Genomic DNA, 15739 nt, shown 5'->3' with positions numbered 1-15739 from the left:
GGCGGCTAGAGCGTCTTGAAGATCTGGCGGGCCGCTTCGATCGTCGCTGCGATGTCTTCCTCGCTGTGGGCTGCGCTCACGAAGCCCGCTTCATACAGCGCTGGCGCGATGTAGACCCCGCGGTCCAGCAGGCCGTGGAACAGGCTGTTGAACTTCGCGCCGTCGCTCTTCATCACCGCTGTGTAGTTCTGCGGCAGCGCGTCGAGCAGGAAGAAGCCGAACATGCCGCCTTCGCTGTCGGAGCTGAAGGGAACGCCTTCTGCGGCCGCCGCGGCCTTCAATCCCTCGGCGAGTGAGCGTGTCTTCGTCGAAAGCGCCTCGAAGAAGCCGGGCTTCGCGATCTCCTTCAAGGTCGCGAGGCCGCAGGCGGTCGCCACCGGATTGCCCGACAGCGTGCCGGCCTGGTACACCGGCCCTTGCGGCGCGAGCTGCTCCATGATCGCGCGCGGTCCGCCGAAGGCTGCAAGCGGCATGCCGCCACCGATCACCTTGCCCAGCACCGTGAGGTCCGGCGTGATGCCCAGCACCCCCTGCGCGCCGCGCAGGCCGACGCGGAACCCGGTCATGACCTCGTCGAAAACCAGCAGCGCGCCGTGCTGCGTGCAAAGTTCCCGGCAGCGCTTGGCGAAAGCGGCGCTCGCGCGCACGAAGTTCATGTTGCCCGCGATCGCCTCGATCATCAGGCAGGCGATTTCGTGTCCATGCAGCGCGAACGCTTCCTCGAGCTGCGCCAGGTTGTTGTATTCGAGCACCAGCGTGTGCTGCACGACTTCCGGCGGCACGCCGGCCGACGTCGGATTGCCGAAGGTCGCGAGCCCCGAGCCGGCCTTGACCAGCAGCGCGTCTGCATGCCCGTGGTAGCAGCCTTCGAACTTGATGATGTACTTGCGTCCGGTCGCGCCGCGCGCGAGGCGCAGTGCGCTCATCGCCGCTTCGGTTCCGGAACTCACGAGCCGCACCATCTCCATCGACGGGACCAGCGCGAGGATGGCCTCGGCAAGTTCGATCTCGCGCTCAGTCGGCGCGCCGAACGAAAAGCCCTCGGTGACCGCACGCTGCACCGCCTCCACGACGGCAGGATGCCCATGGCCAAGAATCATCGGCCCCCACGAGCCGATGTAGTCGATGTATCGCTTGTCCGCCGCGTCCCAGAAATAGGCACCTTGCGCCCGCTTCACGAAGCGCGGTGTCCCTCCCACGGCCTTGAAGGCGCGAACGGGCGAGTTGACGCCCCCGGGGATCACAGCGCGTGCGCGTTCGAAAAGAATGTCGTTCGGGTCGATAGGGATGGTCATTGCGTCGAGGGTGTCGGTATTCAGTTGGGGAGGGCCGCCGCGCCCGGCCGCCCGTAGCGGCCGGCCTTCCCCCCGTAGGGGGTAGGCGAAGCGACACGCAGTGCGCGCAGCCTGGGGGCGAGCCTAGTGCCTGGTGTCGTGCGGCGGCAAGGCGAAGTCGGTCGGAGAAGCGTCTCCATTGTCCTCGTCCTCGTCGTCATCCGGCTGCGCCCAGAACAGGCGGTCGGGCAGCACGTGGCCCATGCCCGGGCGAAAGCCCGCGTCGAGGCAGCGGTCCATATAGCTCAGCGCCTCGCTGGTCGCGGCGGCAAGATCGGTGCCGCTCGCGAGCAGGGCGGCCAGTGCGGCGGACAGCGTGTCGCCGGCGCCCGCGAACACCGCGTCGAGCCGTTCGTACTTCTCGCTCGCCAACACCGACTGCGGCGATGCCAGCACGTTGTCGATGAACTGGTCGGGCAGCACCAGTCCGGTGACCAGCGTGTAGGGCACGCCGAACTCGCCCGCGGCCTTCGCGATGTCGCGTGCGGTGGGAGGGCGCTCGCCGCTCCAGTCGGGCAGCAGCCAGCGCCACAGCGTGCTGTGGTTGCCGACCAGCACGGTGGTCTGGGGCAGCACCAGCTCGCGAAACGCGTCGTGGTAGGCCTCGATCTGGCTGTCTTCCCACCATGAGAGGTTGGGCATGTACGCGACGACAGGCACTTCCGGGTAGTCGGTCGCAGTCTCGGCCACGGTGCTCAGGATTTCCGGGGAGCCCACGAAGCCGATCTTGATGAGCTGGACTTCCACGTCTTCGAGGATGGAGCGTGCCTGCTCGGCGACGGCTTCCTCGTCGAAAGCGAAGTGATCGAAGATTTCAGCGGTGTCGCGCGCGTACGCGCCGGTTACGACCGCCAGCATGTGGGCGCCGACCGAGGCCATGGCCAGCGCATCGCCGCCCAGTCCGCCGGCCCCGCTCGGGTCGCTGGCATTGAAGACCAGCACGCAGGGTGGATTCGAATCTCCTTCTGCAGTGTCTTCGTCGCTCGAGGGGTCGTTAAGATCGCTCACTTTGTGATCGTGCTCTGTTGGTAGTAAAGAAGTGTTCATAGCCAATCAGGGCTCACCAGATGGTGGCATATCTGAGACGATTCTCACGGGATTTTGAGATACGTTTAGATACGATCGTTGCATTTGATGAACAGGGACTTTAAGCTGCGATGAATACGAAAACCTGGATGTGCCTGATTTGTGGGTGGATCTATGACGAATCGGTGGGCGTGCCTGAAGATGGTATTGCTGCCGGGACGGCATGGGCTGATGTTCCGATGAACTGGACCTGCCCCGAGTGTGGAGCGCGCAAGGAAGACTTCGAAATGGTTGAGATCTGAAGCATGGCATAGGGCCGCGCTTCCTGCGTTCCCGAGAGGAGCGCAGCGGTCGTCAAGGTGTCACAAGGAGCGGTGCGAATGAGCGCGAATGGATCCGGTTACAAGGTGCTTGTCATTGACGACAGCAACACCATCAGGCGCAGCGCCGAGATCTTCCTGAAGCAGGGCGGCCATGAAGTCCTGCTGGCCGAGGACGGCTTCGATGCGTTGTCCAAGGTCAACGACCACAAGCCGCATCTGATTTTTTGCGACATCCTGATGCCTCGCCTCGACGGCTATCAGACCTGCGCGATCATCAAGCGCAACTCTCATTTTTCCAATGTGCCTGTCGTGATGCTCTCGTCCAAGGATGGGGTGTTCGACAAGGCGCGCGGCCGCATGGTCGGTTCGCAGGACTACCTCACCAAACCTTTCACCAAAGACCAGCTGCTCCACGCCGTGCAGCAGTTCGGCATCGTTCAGGAAGCGCAGTAAATGGCTATTCGCAAAGTGCTCGTGGTCGACGACTCGAAGACCGAACTGGTCTTCCTGACGGACCTCCTCCAGAAGAACGGCTTCTCGGTGAGAACCGCCGAGAACGCTGACGATGCCATGCGTCGTCTCGAGGAAGAGCAACCCGATCTCATCCTGATGGATGTCGTGATGCCCGGCCAGAACGGCTTCCAGCTCACGCGCGCCATCGCGCGCCATCCGCAGTACGCGGCGGTGCCGATCATCCTGTGCACGAGCAAGAACCAGGAAACCGATCGCGTCTGGGGCATGCGTCAAGGTGCCCGCGACTACATCGTCAAGCCCGTCAACACGGCCGAGCTGATGGCAAAGATCAGCGCCCTGGCCTGATCGCGCAAGTCGTTCTCCGCTCATGGCCAACCGCGACGCTCTCCGCGCCTTCCAGTCCCGGCTCGCCAGTCGCCTTCAGGCGGCGCGCACCTCGGGCGTTTCCGCATCGTGGCTTGCCGTGGAGGCGGGCGAGTCGAACTACCTGTTCCCGCTCGGACACGCGGGCGAGATCTTTCCCTGGATGCCTCCGCAGCCTGTGCCTTACACCGAGCCCTGGTTCCTCGGTGTGGCGAACTTGCGCGGCGGGCTGTACGGCGTCGTGCAGCTCTCGACCTTCGCCTCCGGCGCGGCAACACCACCCGCGGTGAGCGAGGCGGCGCGCGCGCAGTCCCGACTGGTCGCGCTCAACGAAATGCTCGAAGTCAACTGCGCATTGCTGATCGACCGGCTGGTCGGCCTGCGCGGCGTGGACGCCTTCGTTGCATCGCAGGCCCCGGCCAGCGATGCGCCGGCGTGGTACGGACACGCCTACACCGACGCGGCTGGAGGGCGCTGGCAGGAGATCAACCTGCAGGCGCTTTCGCAGCAACCCCAATTTTTGAGCATCGGCGCCTGAGCAGGCTGCCTTGCACCGACCACAACCTGAAGGACCGACCGTGAGCTCGATCGCCGACAAGTTCAAGAAATTCCTGCCCGTGAGCGGCAGCAGCGTGTCAGTGAGCGCCGACAGCGCCGCGGCCCTCACGCTGGACAATGTCGAAACCTTGCAGACTTCCGAGGAGAAGACCGTGCTCATACGTAGGGATGCGCCACCCGAGCCGACTGGCCCGTCGGCCGATGCCGATGCGGCCGACGCTGCTGCGGGTCAGGCGCCGGAGCAAGCCGTCCAGGCCGAGGCGTCCAGCCCGGCGACGGATTCGGCGCGCGCCAGCCGCACGCGACGCTCGCAGCGCTCGAACCCTGCACGCCAGCAGCGGATCCTGGCGATGGCGCTGGCAGGCGTGGTGCTCTTGCTGCTGTTGGTCGCCGGCTCCGCCATCCTGCGCGCCGAACGGCTCGCGCAACAGGTGGCTGCCACCGGCCAGTCGCTCATGCAGTCGCAACGGCTCGCCAAGTCGGTGTCGCAGGCACTGGTCGGCAACGTCGCGGCCTTCGCCGAAGTCAAGGACAGCTCGGATGACCTGACGCGTCGCGTGCAAGGCCTCGCGAACGGTGACGACGCGCTCAAGCTGGAGCGTGTGGGCAGCCAGTACGACATCGAACTCGGCAAGATCACTCCGCTGGTCGAGCGCGCCGACAAGAGCGCCAAGGCCGTGCTGGCCCAGCAGCAGATCCTGACGCAGGTCGGCAACGCGCTGCGCGACATCAACCGCCAGTCTTCGGACCTGCTCGAAATGACCGAGACCGTGGCCTCGCTCAAGATGCAGCAGAACGCCACCCTGCCCGAGATCTCCGCCGCCGGCCAGCTGGTGATGCTGACGCAGCGCATCGGCAAGTCGGCCAACGAGTTCCTCACGGTCGAAGGCGTGAGCCCCGACGCGGTGTTCCTGCTCGGCAAGGACCTGAATACCTTCCAGGAAGTGACCCGCGGCCTGCTCGACGGCAGCGGCCAGCAACGCCTGCCGGGTACCCGCGACGCCCAGACGCGCCAGCAACTCGAAGCCATCCTGAAGACCTACGAACAGACGCGCACGCAAGCCGGCGCCATCCTGGGCAACCTCCAGGGCCTGGTTGCCGCCCGTGAAGCGCAAGCTGCCATCCTGGCCGACAGCGAACCGCTGCGCACCTCCCTCGGCGACCTGCAGGAAAAGCTCTCTGCACGCACCGGCCTGGGTGCCGGCACGGTGGTGATGCTGTTCGTGCTGTCGCTGGCCGCCCTGGCACTGGCCGGCGCGATCGGTTTCGTGCAAGTGCGCGAAGGCCGCGAACGTGCCGCCGCCGCCGAACGTGATCGCATCGAAGCCGAGCGCGTCTCCGAGGACGCCAGCCGCGTCAACTCCGCGAACCAGGCCGCGATCTTGCGCCTGATGAACGAACTGCAGACCGTCGCTGAAGGCGACCTGACGCAGGAAGCCACCGTGACCGAGGACATCACCGGCGCCATCGCCGACTCGGTGAACTACACGGTGGAAGAACTTCGCCTGCTGGTGGGCAACGTGCAGAACACGGCCACCCGCGTGGCCCAGACGACGTCGCAGGTGGAAAGCACCTCGACGGAACTGCTGGCAGCATCGACCGAGCAACTCCGCGAGATTCGGGAAACCGGCCAATCGGTGCTGACGATGGCCGAGCGAATCAACGGCGTGTCCTCGCAAGCGCAGGAATCGGCCACGGTGGCGCGCCAGTCGCTGCAAGCCGCTTCGTCCGGCCTGCAGGCCGTGCAGAACGCGATCGGCGGCATGAACTCCATCCGCGACCAGATCCAGGAAACCTCCAAGCGGATCAAGCGTCTCGGCGAATCCTCGCAGGAAATCGGCGAAATCACCGAGCTGATCTCGGACATTACCGAACAGACCAACGTGCTGGCGCTCAACGCCGCCATTCAGGCGGCATCCGCTGGCGAAGCCGGTCGCGGCTTCTCGGTGGTGGCGGAAGAAGTGCAGCGTCTGGCCGAACGTTCCGCAGACGCCACGCGCCAGATCTCGGCACTCGTGAAGGCGATTCAGACCGACACGCAGGATGCAGTCGGCGCCATGGAGCGTTCCACGCAGGGTGTGGTCGAGGGGGCCAAGCTCTCCGACAACGCCGGTACCGCGCTGTCCGAGATCGACCGCGTGTCGCGCCGCCTTGCCGAGCTGATCGAGCAGATCTCGCAATCTGCCTCCCGCGAAGCCGATTCGGCCAACGTCGTGGCGGCCAACATCCAGCACATCTTTGCCGTGACCGAGCAGACCGGGGAAGGTACGCGCACCACCGCGCAGCAGGTCCGCGAGCTCTCGCACATGGCCGAGGAACTCCGTCAGTCCGTGTCTCGTTTCAAGATTGCCTGAACGCCGAGCGCCCAACGTGTCGATTCAAAGCCCTGCCACCGCCCATACCGCCGGCAACGCGCCGGCGACCGAGGATCTTGGGCCGCTGGCCTGGGTGCTCGGAGAAATCCAGAAATCGCTCGACGGTGTGGGCAAGACGTTGCGGCGCTTTGCCCGCGACGCGGCCGCCGCCGCACCGGGCTCCGAGATCGACACCCAGCCGCTGCGCCTTGCGCGGCAGCAACTGCATCAAGCCGTGGGCGCGCTGCAGATGGTGGGCCATACGGCACCCGCACTCGTGCTGGGCGCCATGGAGTTCGCGGTCCAGAGCTTCGTCACGGAGCCGCTGCGCTGCACCGACTCGGCGGTCCAGAAGATCGACCGCGCGGGATTTGCCGTCGCCGACTTCCTGAATGCGCTGATCGCGGGCAAGGTCGTCTCGTCGGTCGCGCTCTTCCCGCAGTACCGCGAGGTGCTCGAGCTGGTCGGCAACGAACGGGTGCACCCCGCCGACCTGTGGAGCATGACCTGGCGCTGGGTCGAGATCAAACCCGCGCCCACCCAGACCGCGCTGGTGTACGACCCCGCCGTCCGCTCCAAGCTCGACCGCGAAGTGCTCAAGGTCGTCAAGAGTGGCGATGACCACGCCGCCCGCCGCCTGCAGGCGCTGTGCCTGGGGCTGGGCCGTGGCGCATCGGTGCCGCGCGTCGCCAGTTTCTGGACGCTGGCCGCCGGGTTCTTCGAGGCACTCGCCCTGGCGCTGATTCCGACCGACGCGCACGTGAAGCGCGCCGCCTCGCGCGTGCTGCTGCAGTACGCGACGCTGGCGCGCGGCGACAACACCGTGTCCGACCGTCTCGGCCAGGATCTGCTGTTCTTCTGCGCGCAGGCCGTTCCCGGCTCGCGCGACGAGGCTGCCACGCTGCGCGCGGTGCGCGTCGCGTGGGGCGTCGCGAACGAGCAGACCGTCGACTACACGATCGAGCAGTTCGGCCGTTTCGACCCGGTGGTGCTCGCGCAGGCGCGCAAGCGCATCGAGGCCGCGAAGGAGATGTGGTCGGCGCTCTCGGGCGGCGACGTGAACCGCACGCGGCAGGTGGCCGATACCTTCGCCCAACTCGGCGAGTCCCTGCAGAAGCTGCATCCGCCGAGCCTGCCGATGGTGCAGGCGTTGAACAACGCGGTGGACGCGTCGCTGCGCTCCGGCAAGCCGCCGGCGACCGAGCTCGCGATGGAAGTCGCGACCTCCGTCCTCTATCTGGAGGCGGCTTTCGAGGACCTCGATCCGCATGACCGCCAACTGACAGCCCGGACCGTGCAGCTTGCCGGCCGCATCGAGCGCGCCCGGGAAGGCGGCCGCTCGGAGCCGCTCGAGCCTTGGATGGAGGAGCTCTACCGCCGCGTGAGCGATCGCCAGACCATGGGCACCGTGGTCGGCGAACTGCGCAGCCACCTGAGCGAACTCGAAAAATCGCTCGACCAGTTCTTCCGCCGGCCCTCCGAAAAGGGCTTGCTGCGCACCGTGCCGAGCCAGTTGCTGCAAATGCGCGGCGTGTTCTCGGTCCTCGGATTGGACCAGGCCGCCCAGACCGTGCAGCGCATGCGCGAGAACGTCGACCAGCTCCTGGCCGAAGAGTCGCCCGCCGACGAGATCCAGGCTTTCGATTCGCTCGGCAACAACCTGGGCGCGCTGGGCTTCCTGATCGACATGCTCAGCTACCAGCCTGCGCTGGCCAAGAGGCTGTTCGTGTTCGACGCCGAGCTCGGCGAGCTCAAGCCTCTCATGGGTCGCCAGGCCAGCGATGCGAGCTTGCCCGAGGCGGTCGCTCCGGTGTCGTTCGCGTCGTCGTCCGGGCCTGTCGCGGTCACGGACACGGTGCTGAGCGTCGAGGAAGTCGATGCGCAGATCGCGGCCAAGCTCGCCGCACTGGCAGGTCCGGGCACGCGCAAGACGCCGCCGTCGCCGATCGAGGAATTCAGCCGAGCCACGGCGAGCTGGACTGCGAAGATCACCGGCCCGGCGCCGCTGGAAGCCTTGCCCGACACCGAGGTCACGGAGCTGGAGGAAGACGACCTCCAGAACATCTTCCTGGACGAGGCACGCGAGGTGCTGCACAACGGCCTTGCCGCCGTGTCCGCGCTCGGGTCGCGGCCGGACGACAGCGGTGAACTCACCGTGCTGCGCCGTGCGTTCCACACGCTCAAGGGAAGTGCCCGCATGGTCGGGCTCATGGACTTCGGCGAAGCTGCCTGGTCTTTCGAGCAGGTGCTGAACACCTGGCTTGCCGACCAGCGCCCCGCCACACCCGAATTGCTCGCAGGCACGCGCACGTCGCTGCAGGACTTCGCGAAATGGGTCGAAGCCATTGCCTCCGGCGAGCCGCACACCTGGCAATCGGCGCCGTTCCGCGCCATCGCCGAGGCCCTGCGTACCGGTGAACCGCTCGCTCCCGCGCCAGCCCCCGTCGCCGACGCCGACACCCTGGTCGCCGCAGCCCGTCGCATCGCCGCGGAATCGGCGGTCGAAGCGCCGCCTGCGCCGGTCGAACCGCTGCCGTTGCCGGAGATGCCCGATCTGCCCGATCTGGATCTGGATTCCGAGCCTGTCGCATTCGAAGAGCCTGCCGAGGAGGCGAAGCCCGCTGCATCGCAGGCCGAGGAAACGACCGTGTGGTTGGGCGTCGACCAGCCTGGCGCCCGTCGGGAAGCCGAGCCGGAAGGCCGGCACGAAGAAGAACCCGGAAGCGATGACGGCTTTGCATCGACCGACTTCCTCGATTTCGACGCCAAGCCCGCCGCTCCGCCGGAAGATCCGGAAGTCCTGGATGAACTCGAGGACGTCGATTTCCTGGAGACGGTGCACACCTCGCTCGAGCCTGCGCTCGCGGCACGTGCCGTGCAGCCGCAACCGGAGACCACGCCCGAGCCCGCACACGCGACGGACGCCGAGATCGAGGCCATGTTCGCGGTGCCCGCACCCGCGCCGGCCGAGCTTCCGACGCCCGTCGAAGATCTCGCCTTCGAACTGACGCTGGCGCCAGAGAGCCCGGTCGAGCCGGAAGCTGCCGCCGAGCCTGCGCCTGCTGCCGTCGAACCTGAGCCGGAGCCCGAAGTCGTGCCCGAACCCGAGGCACTGGCACCAGCCGCGGAAGCGATGGAAGAAGCGCCGGCCGAACCCGTCGTGGAAGCCATCGAGCCTCCGGCTGCGGCCGCGCCGGTCGAAGTCGCAGCCGTAACCGAAGCCGAAACCGAAGTCGAAGCCGAAGCCGAAGCCGAAGCCGAAGCCGAGCGTCCGGCAGCGGCAGCGCTGAGCGCCGAAGAGCAGGTCAAGGTGATCGGCCCGCTGCGCATCGGCATCGCGCTCTACAACGTCTACCTGAACGAAGCCGACGAGTGGTCGAGGCAGCTCGCCACCGAAGTCGGCGAATGGGCGCTCGAATCGCACGAGCGGGTTCCCGACTCGATGATCGGCTTGGCCCACTCGCTGGCGGGCAGCTCGGCGACGGTCGGCTTCCAGAGCCTGTCGAACATGGCGCGCCTGTTCGAAGCCGCGCTGCAGCATCTGCAGATGCAGGGCCGCGGAACGCCGGAGCAGGGCGTCGTGCTGGTCGTGGCGGCCGAGGAGCTGCGACGGCTGCTGCATCAGTTCGCCGCCGGCTTCCTGCGCGAGCCCGCCGAGGAAACACTGCAGGCACTGCGTGAAGTCGCTGCCTCGCAACTGCCTGTCGAGCCGGTCGAAGGCCGGCTGGTGACCTTCCATGTGCCGCGCGACGCCATGGCCGACGTGGCGCTCGACGACTCCGAGGACGCGGTCGATGTGACCGACGCGGTTGACGTCGACCTGTTCCCGATCTTCGAGGAAGAGGCGGCCGAACTGCTGCCGCAACTCGGTGCCGCGCTGCGCGAGTGGTCGCAGCATCCGGAAGACACAAGCCCGCGCGCCTCCACGCTGCGCACGCTGCACACGCTCAAGGGCAGTGCGCGCCTCGCCGGCGCGATGCGCCTCGGCGAACGCGCGCACCGCATGGAGTCCGACATCGAGGCGCTGGGCTCGGAGGGTGCCGACCGGCAGTCGATCGAACAGCTGCTCACGCGCTTCGACGCACTGCAAGCCACCTTCGACGCGCTGCGTGCCGCCGATGACGCGGTCCAGACCGAACTGGTGCAGCGTGCCACTGCCGCAGCGCCTGCACCCAAGCCGGTGGAGCTGCCCACGGCCGTCGAAGCACCGGCCGCCAGCGAGAAGGAAGAAGCCGCTCCTGCCGACGAGCCGGTGGTGGAACGCAGCGCGGTCGCCTTGCCTTCGCCGTCGGCTCTCACGCCGCTGCGCGCCATTTCGAACCAGGCCGTGCGCATCCGCACCCACCTGCTCGACCGCCTGGTCGCGCAGGCCGGCGAGGTGATCATCACGCGCTCGCGGCTCGAAGCCGAACTGGGCCAGCTGCGCAGTTCGCTCGGCGACCTGACCGGCAACCTGGATCGGCTGCGCCAGCAGCTGCGCGATATCGAAGTCCAGGCGGAAAGCCAGATGCAGTCCCGCCTGGCCCAGGCGAAGGATTCGCAGCAAGGCTTCGACCCGCTCGAGTTCGACCGCTTCACGCGCGTGCAGGAACTCACGCGGATGATGGCCGAGTCGGTCAACGACGTGGCAACCGTGCAGCGCACCCTCCAGAAGACGGTGCAGGCGACGGAAGACGACTTGAGCGCCCAGGCCCGCCAGACCCGCGAATTGCAGCGCGGCCTGCTGCGCACGCGCATGGTGGAGTTCGAGGGAATCTCGGATCGCCTGTACCGCGTCGTGCGCCAGGCCTCGAAAGAAACCGGCAAGCAGGTCCGGCTGGACATCACCGGCGGCTCCATTGAAATGGACCGCGGCGTGCTGGACCGCATGACGCCCGCCTTCGAGCACCTGCTGCGCAACTGCGTGGCGCATGGCATCGAGGACGCAGCGGTGCGTGAAAAAGCCGGCAAGGATTCGAGCGGCCTGATCGTCATCGAGCTGCATCACGAAGGCAACGACGTCTCGGTCAGCTTCCGTGACGACGGCGCCGGGCTCAACTTCGAACGCATTGCTGCGCGGGCGCTGACGCTCGGCCTGATCCCCGAAGGCAAGCAGCTCAGCCCCGCCGAAGCCGCCGAGCTGATCTTCCAGCCCGGCTTCTCCACGGCGGAGCAGGTTTCCGAACTGGCCGGCCGCGGCATCGGCATGGACGTGGTGCGCGCGGAAGTCGCAGCGCTCGGCGGCCGGATCGAGACAAACAGCCAGCCCGGACAAGGCACCGTCTTCAAGCTGGTGCTGCCGCTGACGACCGCCGTGACGCACGTGGTCATGCTGCGCGCGGGCGCCGTGTCGGTCGGTGTGCCTTCCAACGTGGTCGAGCTGGTGTTGCGCGCCGGGGCGTCCGATCTCGAATCGGCCTACCTCAACCAGCGCTACGCCTTCGGCGGCGAGCAGGTTCCGTTCTACTGGGCCGGCGCATTGCTCCAGTCCTCCGCAGGCAGCGAGCGCGCGCCCGGCAAGGCCAACACCATCGTCATCGTGCGAAGCGCTGCACAGCGCGTCGCGCTGCACGTCGATGAAGTCCTGGGCAACCAGGAAGTCGTGGTCAAGAACCTGGGGCCGCAGCTCTCCCGCCTGCCAGGCATGGCCGCCATCTCGGTGCTGGCGTCCGGCGCGGTCGCGCTGATCTACAACCCGGTCGCCCTGGCCGCCGTGCATGGCGAAAAGGCGCGCGAGCTGCAGGCAACGCGCACCCGCCAGGCCGCGGCGAAGGACATCGGCGGCTCAGAGCCGACCAGGCAGGTGCCGCAATCGGTGCCGCAGGTTCCGCTGGTGCTGGTGGTGGACGACTCGATCACGGTGCGGCGCGTCACGCAGCGCCTGCTGCAACGCGAAGGCTACCGCGTGGCGTTGGCGGCCGACGGCCTGCAGGCGCTCGAGCGGCTCCAGCAGGAGCGCCCGGCCGTCGTGCTGTCGGACATCGAGATGCCGCGCATGGACGGCTTCGATCTCGCCCGCAACATTCGTGCGGACGAGACGCTGGCCGACCTGCCGATCATCATGATCACCTCGCGCATCGCCGAGAAGCACCACGACCATGCGCGTGCGCTGGGCGTCAACCACTACCTTGGCAAGCCGTATTCGGAAGAGGAACTGCTGCGGTTGGTGCGGAGCTACACGGGCGTCGAGGTGCCTGTTGCGCTGGTGGCCTGACGAGCGCACCTCCGAGGCGTTGAGCTCGAGCAACCCACAGGCTCGGGCTATTTTTTGACGATCGCGTAGCGCTGCAGCGTGCGATCACGCGCCTCGGCGTGATCGACGATCGGCTTGGGATAGGTCTCACCCAGCTTGATGCCGGCCGCCACGAGTTCCACCGGCTTGGCGGTCCATGGCGCATGGATCTCAGCGTTGGGCAGCTTGGCCAGCTGCGGCAGGTAGCGGCGGATGAACTTGCCTTCCGGATCGAAGCGCTCGCTCTGCGTCACCGGATTGAAGATCCGGAAATAGGGCTGCGCATCGCAGCCGCTCGAACTCGCCCATTGCCAGCCGCCGTTGTTCGACGACAGCTCGAAGTCGTTGAGGTGCTCCGCGAAGTAGCGCTCGCCGCGCCGCCAGTCGATCCCCAGGTCCTTGCAGAGAAAGCTCGCGACCACCATGCGCAGGCGGTTGTGCATGTAGCCGGTCTGGTTGATTTGCGCCATGGCCGCGTCGACGAGCGGGTAGCCGGTCTGGCCTTTGCACCAGGCGTCGAAGAGCATGTCGGCGTGCTTGCCGTGATGCCACTGGATCTTGTCGTATTCGGGCCTGAAGCTTTTCGATTCACCGCCCGCCGCCACGTGCGGATGGTGCGCCAGGATCTGGAAATAGAAATCGCGCCAGATCAGTTCGCTGAGCCAGGTTGCCGCGCCCTGGTCACCCTGCAGCGAGAGCTGGTGCGCGATGCCCGCCAACTGCCGGATCGAGACGGTGCCGAAGCGCAGGTGCACGCCGAGGTAGCTGGGCCCGCGCACGGACGGAAAGTCGCGCGTCTGGTGATAGCGGTCGATGCGCTGGAAGAAGTCGTCGAAGAGCGCGGCGCCGCCCTGGCTGCCGGTGGGGATTTCCAATTGGTCGAGGTTGCTCTTTTCGAAGCCGATCTCCGCCAGCGGCGGCACCGGGGCCTTGAACTTCTCCGGCACGGGCGCCAGCGCGTCTGCATGGCTGCGCACGGGGTAGGGCTTCAGGTAGAAGTCATCCACCTTGGAAAGCCAGGCTCGCTTGTAGGGCGTGAAGACGGTGTAGGGCTGTCCCGCCTGGGTCAGCACCTCGTCGCGCTCGAAGACGGAATGGTCCTTGTAGGTATGGAAAGCGACGCCGGCGTTCGCCAGGGCGCCGAGCACCTTGGCGTCGCGCGCAAGCGCATCGGGCTCGTCGTCGCGGTTGGCAAAGACGGCCTGCACGTCCAGCGTGCGTGCGAGTTGCCCTATTTCGTCCTCCGCCACGGCGTGGCGAACGATCAGCCCGCCGCCCAGCGACCGCAATTCGGCGTCCAGCTCGACCAGCGATTCCCGGATGAACTCGACGCGCCGGTCCGCGCGGGGGAGCGGATCGAGGATCGCGCGATCGAAAACGAACACGCACACCACCTGCCGGCACGCGCGCAGGGCCTGGTAGAGCGCCGCGTTGTCGTCCACGCGCAGGTCGCGCCGAAACCACATCAGGCCCTTGGGATAAGTTTTGTCGACGGCCAGTAAAATCGGCGGCATGGCCTCCGATTCTGCCCCGATGAACCTTACGCATCATTTCCTGATTGCGATGCCGGGTCTGGAAGACAAGGCCTTCAGCCGCAGCGTGGTCTACCTCTGCGAGCACAGCGAGCGCGGTGCGCTCGGCCTTGTCATCAACAAACCCAGCGATATCAATCTCAAGGTGCTGTTCGAGAAGATCGAACTCCACCTCTCCAGCCCCGAGCTCGGAAAGGCGCCCGTGTTCCAGGGCGGGCCGGTTCAGACCGAGCGCGGCTTCGTGCTGCATGAGCCGGTTTTCGCGCAAGCGGACAAGCCGAACGAGTCGGTCTACGCGTCGACCATGACGATTCCCGGCGGCCTCGAAATGACGACCTCCAAGGACGTCCTGGAAGCGCTGGCGACGGGTGCCGGTCCGCGCAAGGTGCTGGTTTCGCTGGGCTATGCGGCCTGGGGAGAGGGCCAGCTCGAATCCGAACTGGCAGAGAACAGCTGGCTGACGGTCGGCGCCGATCCCGCGGTGATCTTCGACACGCCGATCGAGCAGCGCTACGACAAGGCGCTGTCGCTGCTCGGCCTGGAGGCGTGGACCCTGTCGCCCGACGCGGGGCACGCATGAGCGTTACGGCGATGCCCGACGCTACCCCTCCGGTTTCCGTTCCCTCCCATTTCCAAAGTTTCCTGGCCTTCGACTTCGGCCAGAAGCGCACCGGCGTCGCGAGCGGCAATCGTTTGCTGAGGACCGCAACGCCGCAAGCCACCATCAAGGCCGAAGGCGATGCGCGCTTTGCGCAGGTGGAGGCCCGAATCCGCGAGTGGCAACCCGACGCGCTGGTCGTCGGCGTGCCCTGTCACCCCGACGGCGCGCCGCACGACAACACCCGCGCTGCACAACGCTTTGCCCGGCAACTGCACGGCCGCTTCAAGCTGCCCGTGTACGAGGTCGACGAGCGCTACAGCACGACCGAGGCGCTCGCCTCGGGCGCGCGCGATGCCGACGCCGCGTCGGCCTGCATCATCCTTGAACAGTTCCTGAGGAGCCTTCCGTGAACTCCATCCCTGACGCCGAAGCGCTCTACGTCGAGCTGCTGCGCGGCGTGAAATCCCTGATGCGCCAGGACACGCGCCTGGTCGGCATCACCTCCGGCGGCGCGTGGCTGGTCGAGCGGCTGCAGAAAGACCTGGGCCTGCCCGGTACGCCGGGCATCATTTCGTCGGCCATGCACCGGGACGACTTTGCTCGGCGCGGGCTGTCAGCGAGCGCGCAGACGACGCTGCCCTTCGATGTCAACGGCGCCGACGTGCTGTTGCTCGACGACGTGCTCTACACGGGCCGCACCATCCGCGCGGTGCTCAACGAACTGTTCGATTTCGGTCGGCCGGCCTGCGTGCGGCTGGCGGTGCTGATCGACCGCGGCGGCCGCGAACTGCCGGTGGCGGCGGACTTTTCGGCCCAGCGCCTCGAGCTGCCGGCAACGCAGCTGCTCGCGCTGGCACGCAGCGACGCCGGCGCGTTCAGCTTCAAGGTAGAGGAAAACGCCTGATGAACCCCCACGCTCATCACTTTGTGTATTCGCTGCCCCCCGAGGGGGCGCAGGCCTCC

The 15739-nt window shown here is 66.9% G+C and carries 12 protein-coding genes; 9 read left to right on the top strand and 3 right to left on the bottom strand.

All coding sequences use genetic code 11. The features are described from left to right. Window positions 1-5 precede the first annotated feature (5 nt). Together hemL and thiD are read right to left on the bottom strand one after the other, a co-directional pair. The gene (gene hemL / locus QTH97_RS09590) at window positions 6-1295 is read right to left on the bottom strand and encodes a glutamate-1-semialdehyde 2,1-aminomutase (protein WP_286567889.1); all 1290 of its coding nucleotides are present in this window, start codon (window positions 1293-1295) and stop codon (window positions 6-8) included. A 123-nt stretch (window positions 1296-1418) separates the two neighbouring features. Continuing rightward, window positions 1419-2381, bottom strand: a complete 963-nt coding sequence (gene thiD, locus QTH97_RS09585) for a bifunctional hydroxymethylpyrimidine kinase/phosphomethylpyrimidine kinase (RefSeq protein WP_286567968.1) — start codon at window positions 2379-2381, stop codon at window positions 1419-1421. Between the two features lie 110 nt (window positions 2382-2491). Between thiD and QTH97_RS09580 the strand changes: the two genes are divergently transcribed. The 6 genes from QTH97_RS09580 (at window position 2492) to QTH97_RS09555 (ending at window position 12625) form a co-directional block, all read left to right on the top strand. Continuing rightward, window positions 2492-2662, top strand: a complete 171-nt coding sequence (locus QTH97_RS09580; RefSeq protein WP_081781356.1) for a rubredoxin — start codon at window positions 2492-2494, stop codon at window positions 2660-2662. Between the two features lie 78 nt (window positions 2663-2740). Continuing rightward, window positions 2741-3136: a response regulator gene (locus tag QTH97_RS09575; protein WP_286567888.1), complete on the top strand. Its 396-nt coding sequence runs from the start codon at window positions 2741-2743 to the stop codon at window positions 3134-3136. After that, complete coding sequence (locus QTH97_RS09570; RefSeq protein WP_286567887.1) at window positions 3137-3502, top strand: response regulator transcription factor; 366 nt, start codon at window positions 3137-3139, stop codon at window positions 3500-3502. A gap of 22 nt (window positions 3503-3524) precedes the next feature. Then, window positions 3525-4058 (top strand): chemotaxis protein CheW, encoded by a 534-nt coding sequence (locus tag QTH97_RS09565; protein ID WP_286567886.1) that lies wholly within the window; start codon window positions 3525-3527, stop codon window positions 4056-4058. Window positions 4059-4230: 172 nt separating this feature from the next. Then, window positions 4231-6432 (top strand): methyl-accepting chemotaxis protein, encoded by a 2202-nt coding sequence (locus QTH97_RS09560; RefSeq protein WP_444813410.1) that lies wholly within the window; start codon window positions 4231-4233, stop codon window positions 6430-6432. 16 nt (window positions 6433-6448) lie between these two features. After that, on the top strand, window positions 6449-12625 hold the full coding sequence (locus tag QTH97_RS09555; protein ID WP_286567884.1) for a hybrid sensor histidine kinase/response regulator: 6177 nt from the start codon (window positions 6449-6451) through the stop codon (window positions 12623-12625). Between the two features lie 47 nt (window positions 12626-12672). Here the strand turns inward: QTH97_RS09555 and QTH97_RS09550 are convergent, their stop codons facing one another. Further along, window positions 12673-14157, bottom strand: a complete 1485-nt coding sequence (locus tag QTH97_RS09550; RefSeq protein WP_286567883.1) for a cryptochrome/photolyase family protein — start codon at window positions 14155-14157, stop codon at window positions 12673-12675. On the opposite strand from QTH97_RS09550, the gene QTH97_RS09545 reads away from it, so the two are divergent. From QTH97_RS09545 to pyrR, 3 genes are read left to right on the top strand one after another with little or no spacing between them, the layout of a single operon-like run. Further along, window positions 14156-14755, top strand: a complete 600-nt coding sequence (locus QTH97_RS09545) for a YqgE/AlgH family protein (protein WP_286567882.1) — start codon at window positions 14156-14158, stop codon at window positions 14753-14755. The genes QTH97_RS09550 and QTH97_RS09545 overlap by 2 nt on opposite strands. Then, complete coding sequence (ruvX, locus tag QTH97_RS09540) at window positions 14752-15186, top strand: Holliday junction resolvase RuvX (protein WP_286567881.1); 435 nt, start codon at window positions 14752-14754, stop codon at window positions 15184-15186. Before QTH97_RS09545 ends, ruvX begins: the two co-directional genes overlap by 4 nt. After that, window positions 15183-15680, top strand: coding sequence for a bifunctional pyr operon transcriptional regulator/uracil phosphoribosyltransferase PyrR (pyrR, locus tag QTH97_RS09535; protein WP_286567880.1), 498 nt, complete (start codon window positions 15183-15185; stop codon window positions 15678-15680). The genes ruvX and pyrR overlap by 4 nt, the downstream gene beginning before the upstream one ends. Window positions 15681-15739: the final 59 nt, after the last annotated feature.

The organism is Variovorax gracilis, from assembly GCF_030317115.1.
Lineage (GTDB): Bacteria > Pseudomonadota > Gammaproteobacteria > Burkholderiales > Burkholderiaceae_C > Variovorax > Variovorax gracilis.
This window is presented reverse-complemented; position numbering and strand designations above follow the sequence as displayed.

Excerpts from the sequence above, each read along its gene's own strand:
- QTH97_RS09570 (WP_286567887.1), top strand. The coding sequence starts at position 3,137 with ATGGCTATTCGCAAAGTGCTCGTGGTCGACGACTCGAAGACCGAACTG.
- QTH97_RS09565 (WP_286567886.1), top strand. The coding sequence starts at position 3,525 with ATGGCCAACCGCGACGCTCTCCGCGCCTTCCAGTCCCGGCTCGCCAGT.
- QTH97_RS09550 (WP_286567883.1), bottom strand. The coding sequence starts at position 14,157 with ATGCCGCCGATTTTACTGGCCGTCGACAAAACTTATCCCAAGGGCCTG.
- QTH97_RS09545 (WP_286567882.1), top strand. The coding sequence starts at position 14,156 with ATGGCCTCCGATTCTGCCCCGATGAACCTTACGCATCATTTCCTGATT.
- ruvX (WP_286567881.1), top strand. The coding sequence starts at position 14,752 with ATGAGCGTTACGGCGATGCCCGACGCTACCCCTCCGGTTTCCGTTCCC.
- QTH97_RS09580 (WP_081781356.1), top strand. The coding sequence starts at position 2,492 with ATGAATACGAAAACCTGGATGTGCCTGATTTGTGGGTGGATCTATGAC.
- QTH97_RS09575 (WP_286567888.1), top strand. The coding sequence starts at position 2,741 with ATGAGCGCGAATGGATCCGGTTACAAGGTGCTTGTCATTGACGACAGC.
- thiD (WP_286567968.1), bottom strand. The coding sequence starts at position 2,381 with ATGAACACTTCTTTACTACCAACAGAGCACGATCACAAAGTGAGCGAT.
- hemL (WP_286567889.1), bottom strand. The coding sequence starts at position 1,295 with ATGACCATCCCTATCGACCCGAACGACATTCTTTTCGAACGCGCACGC.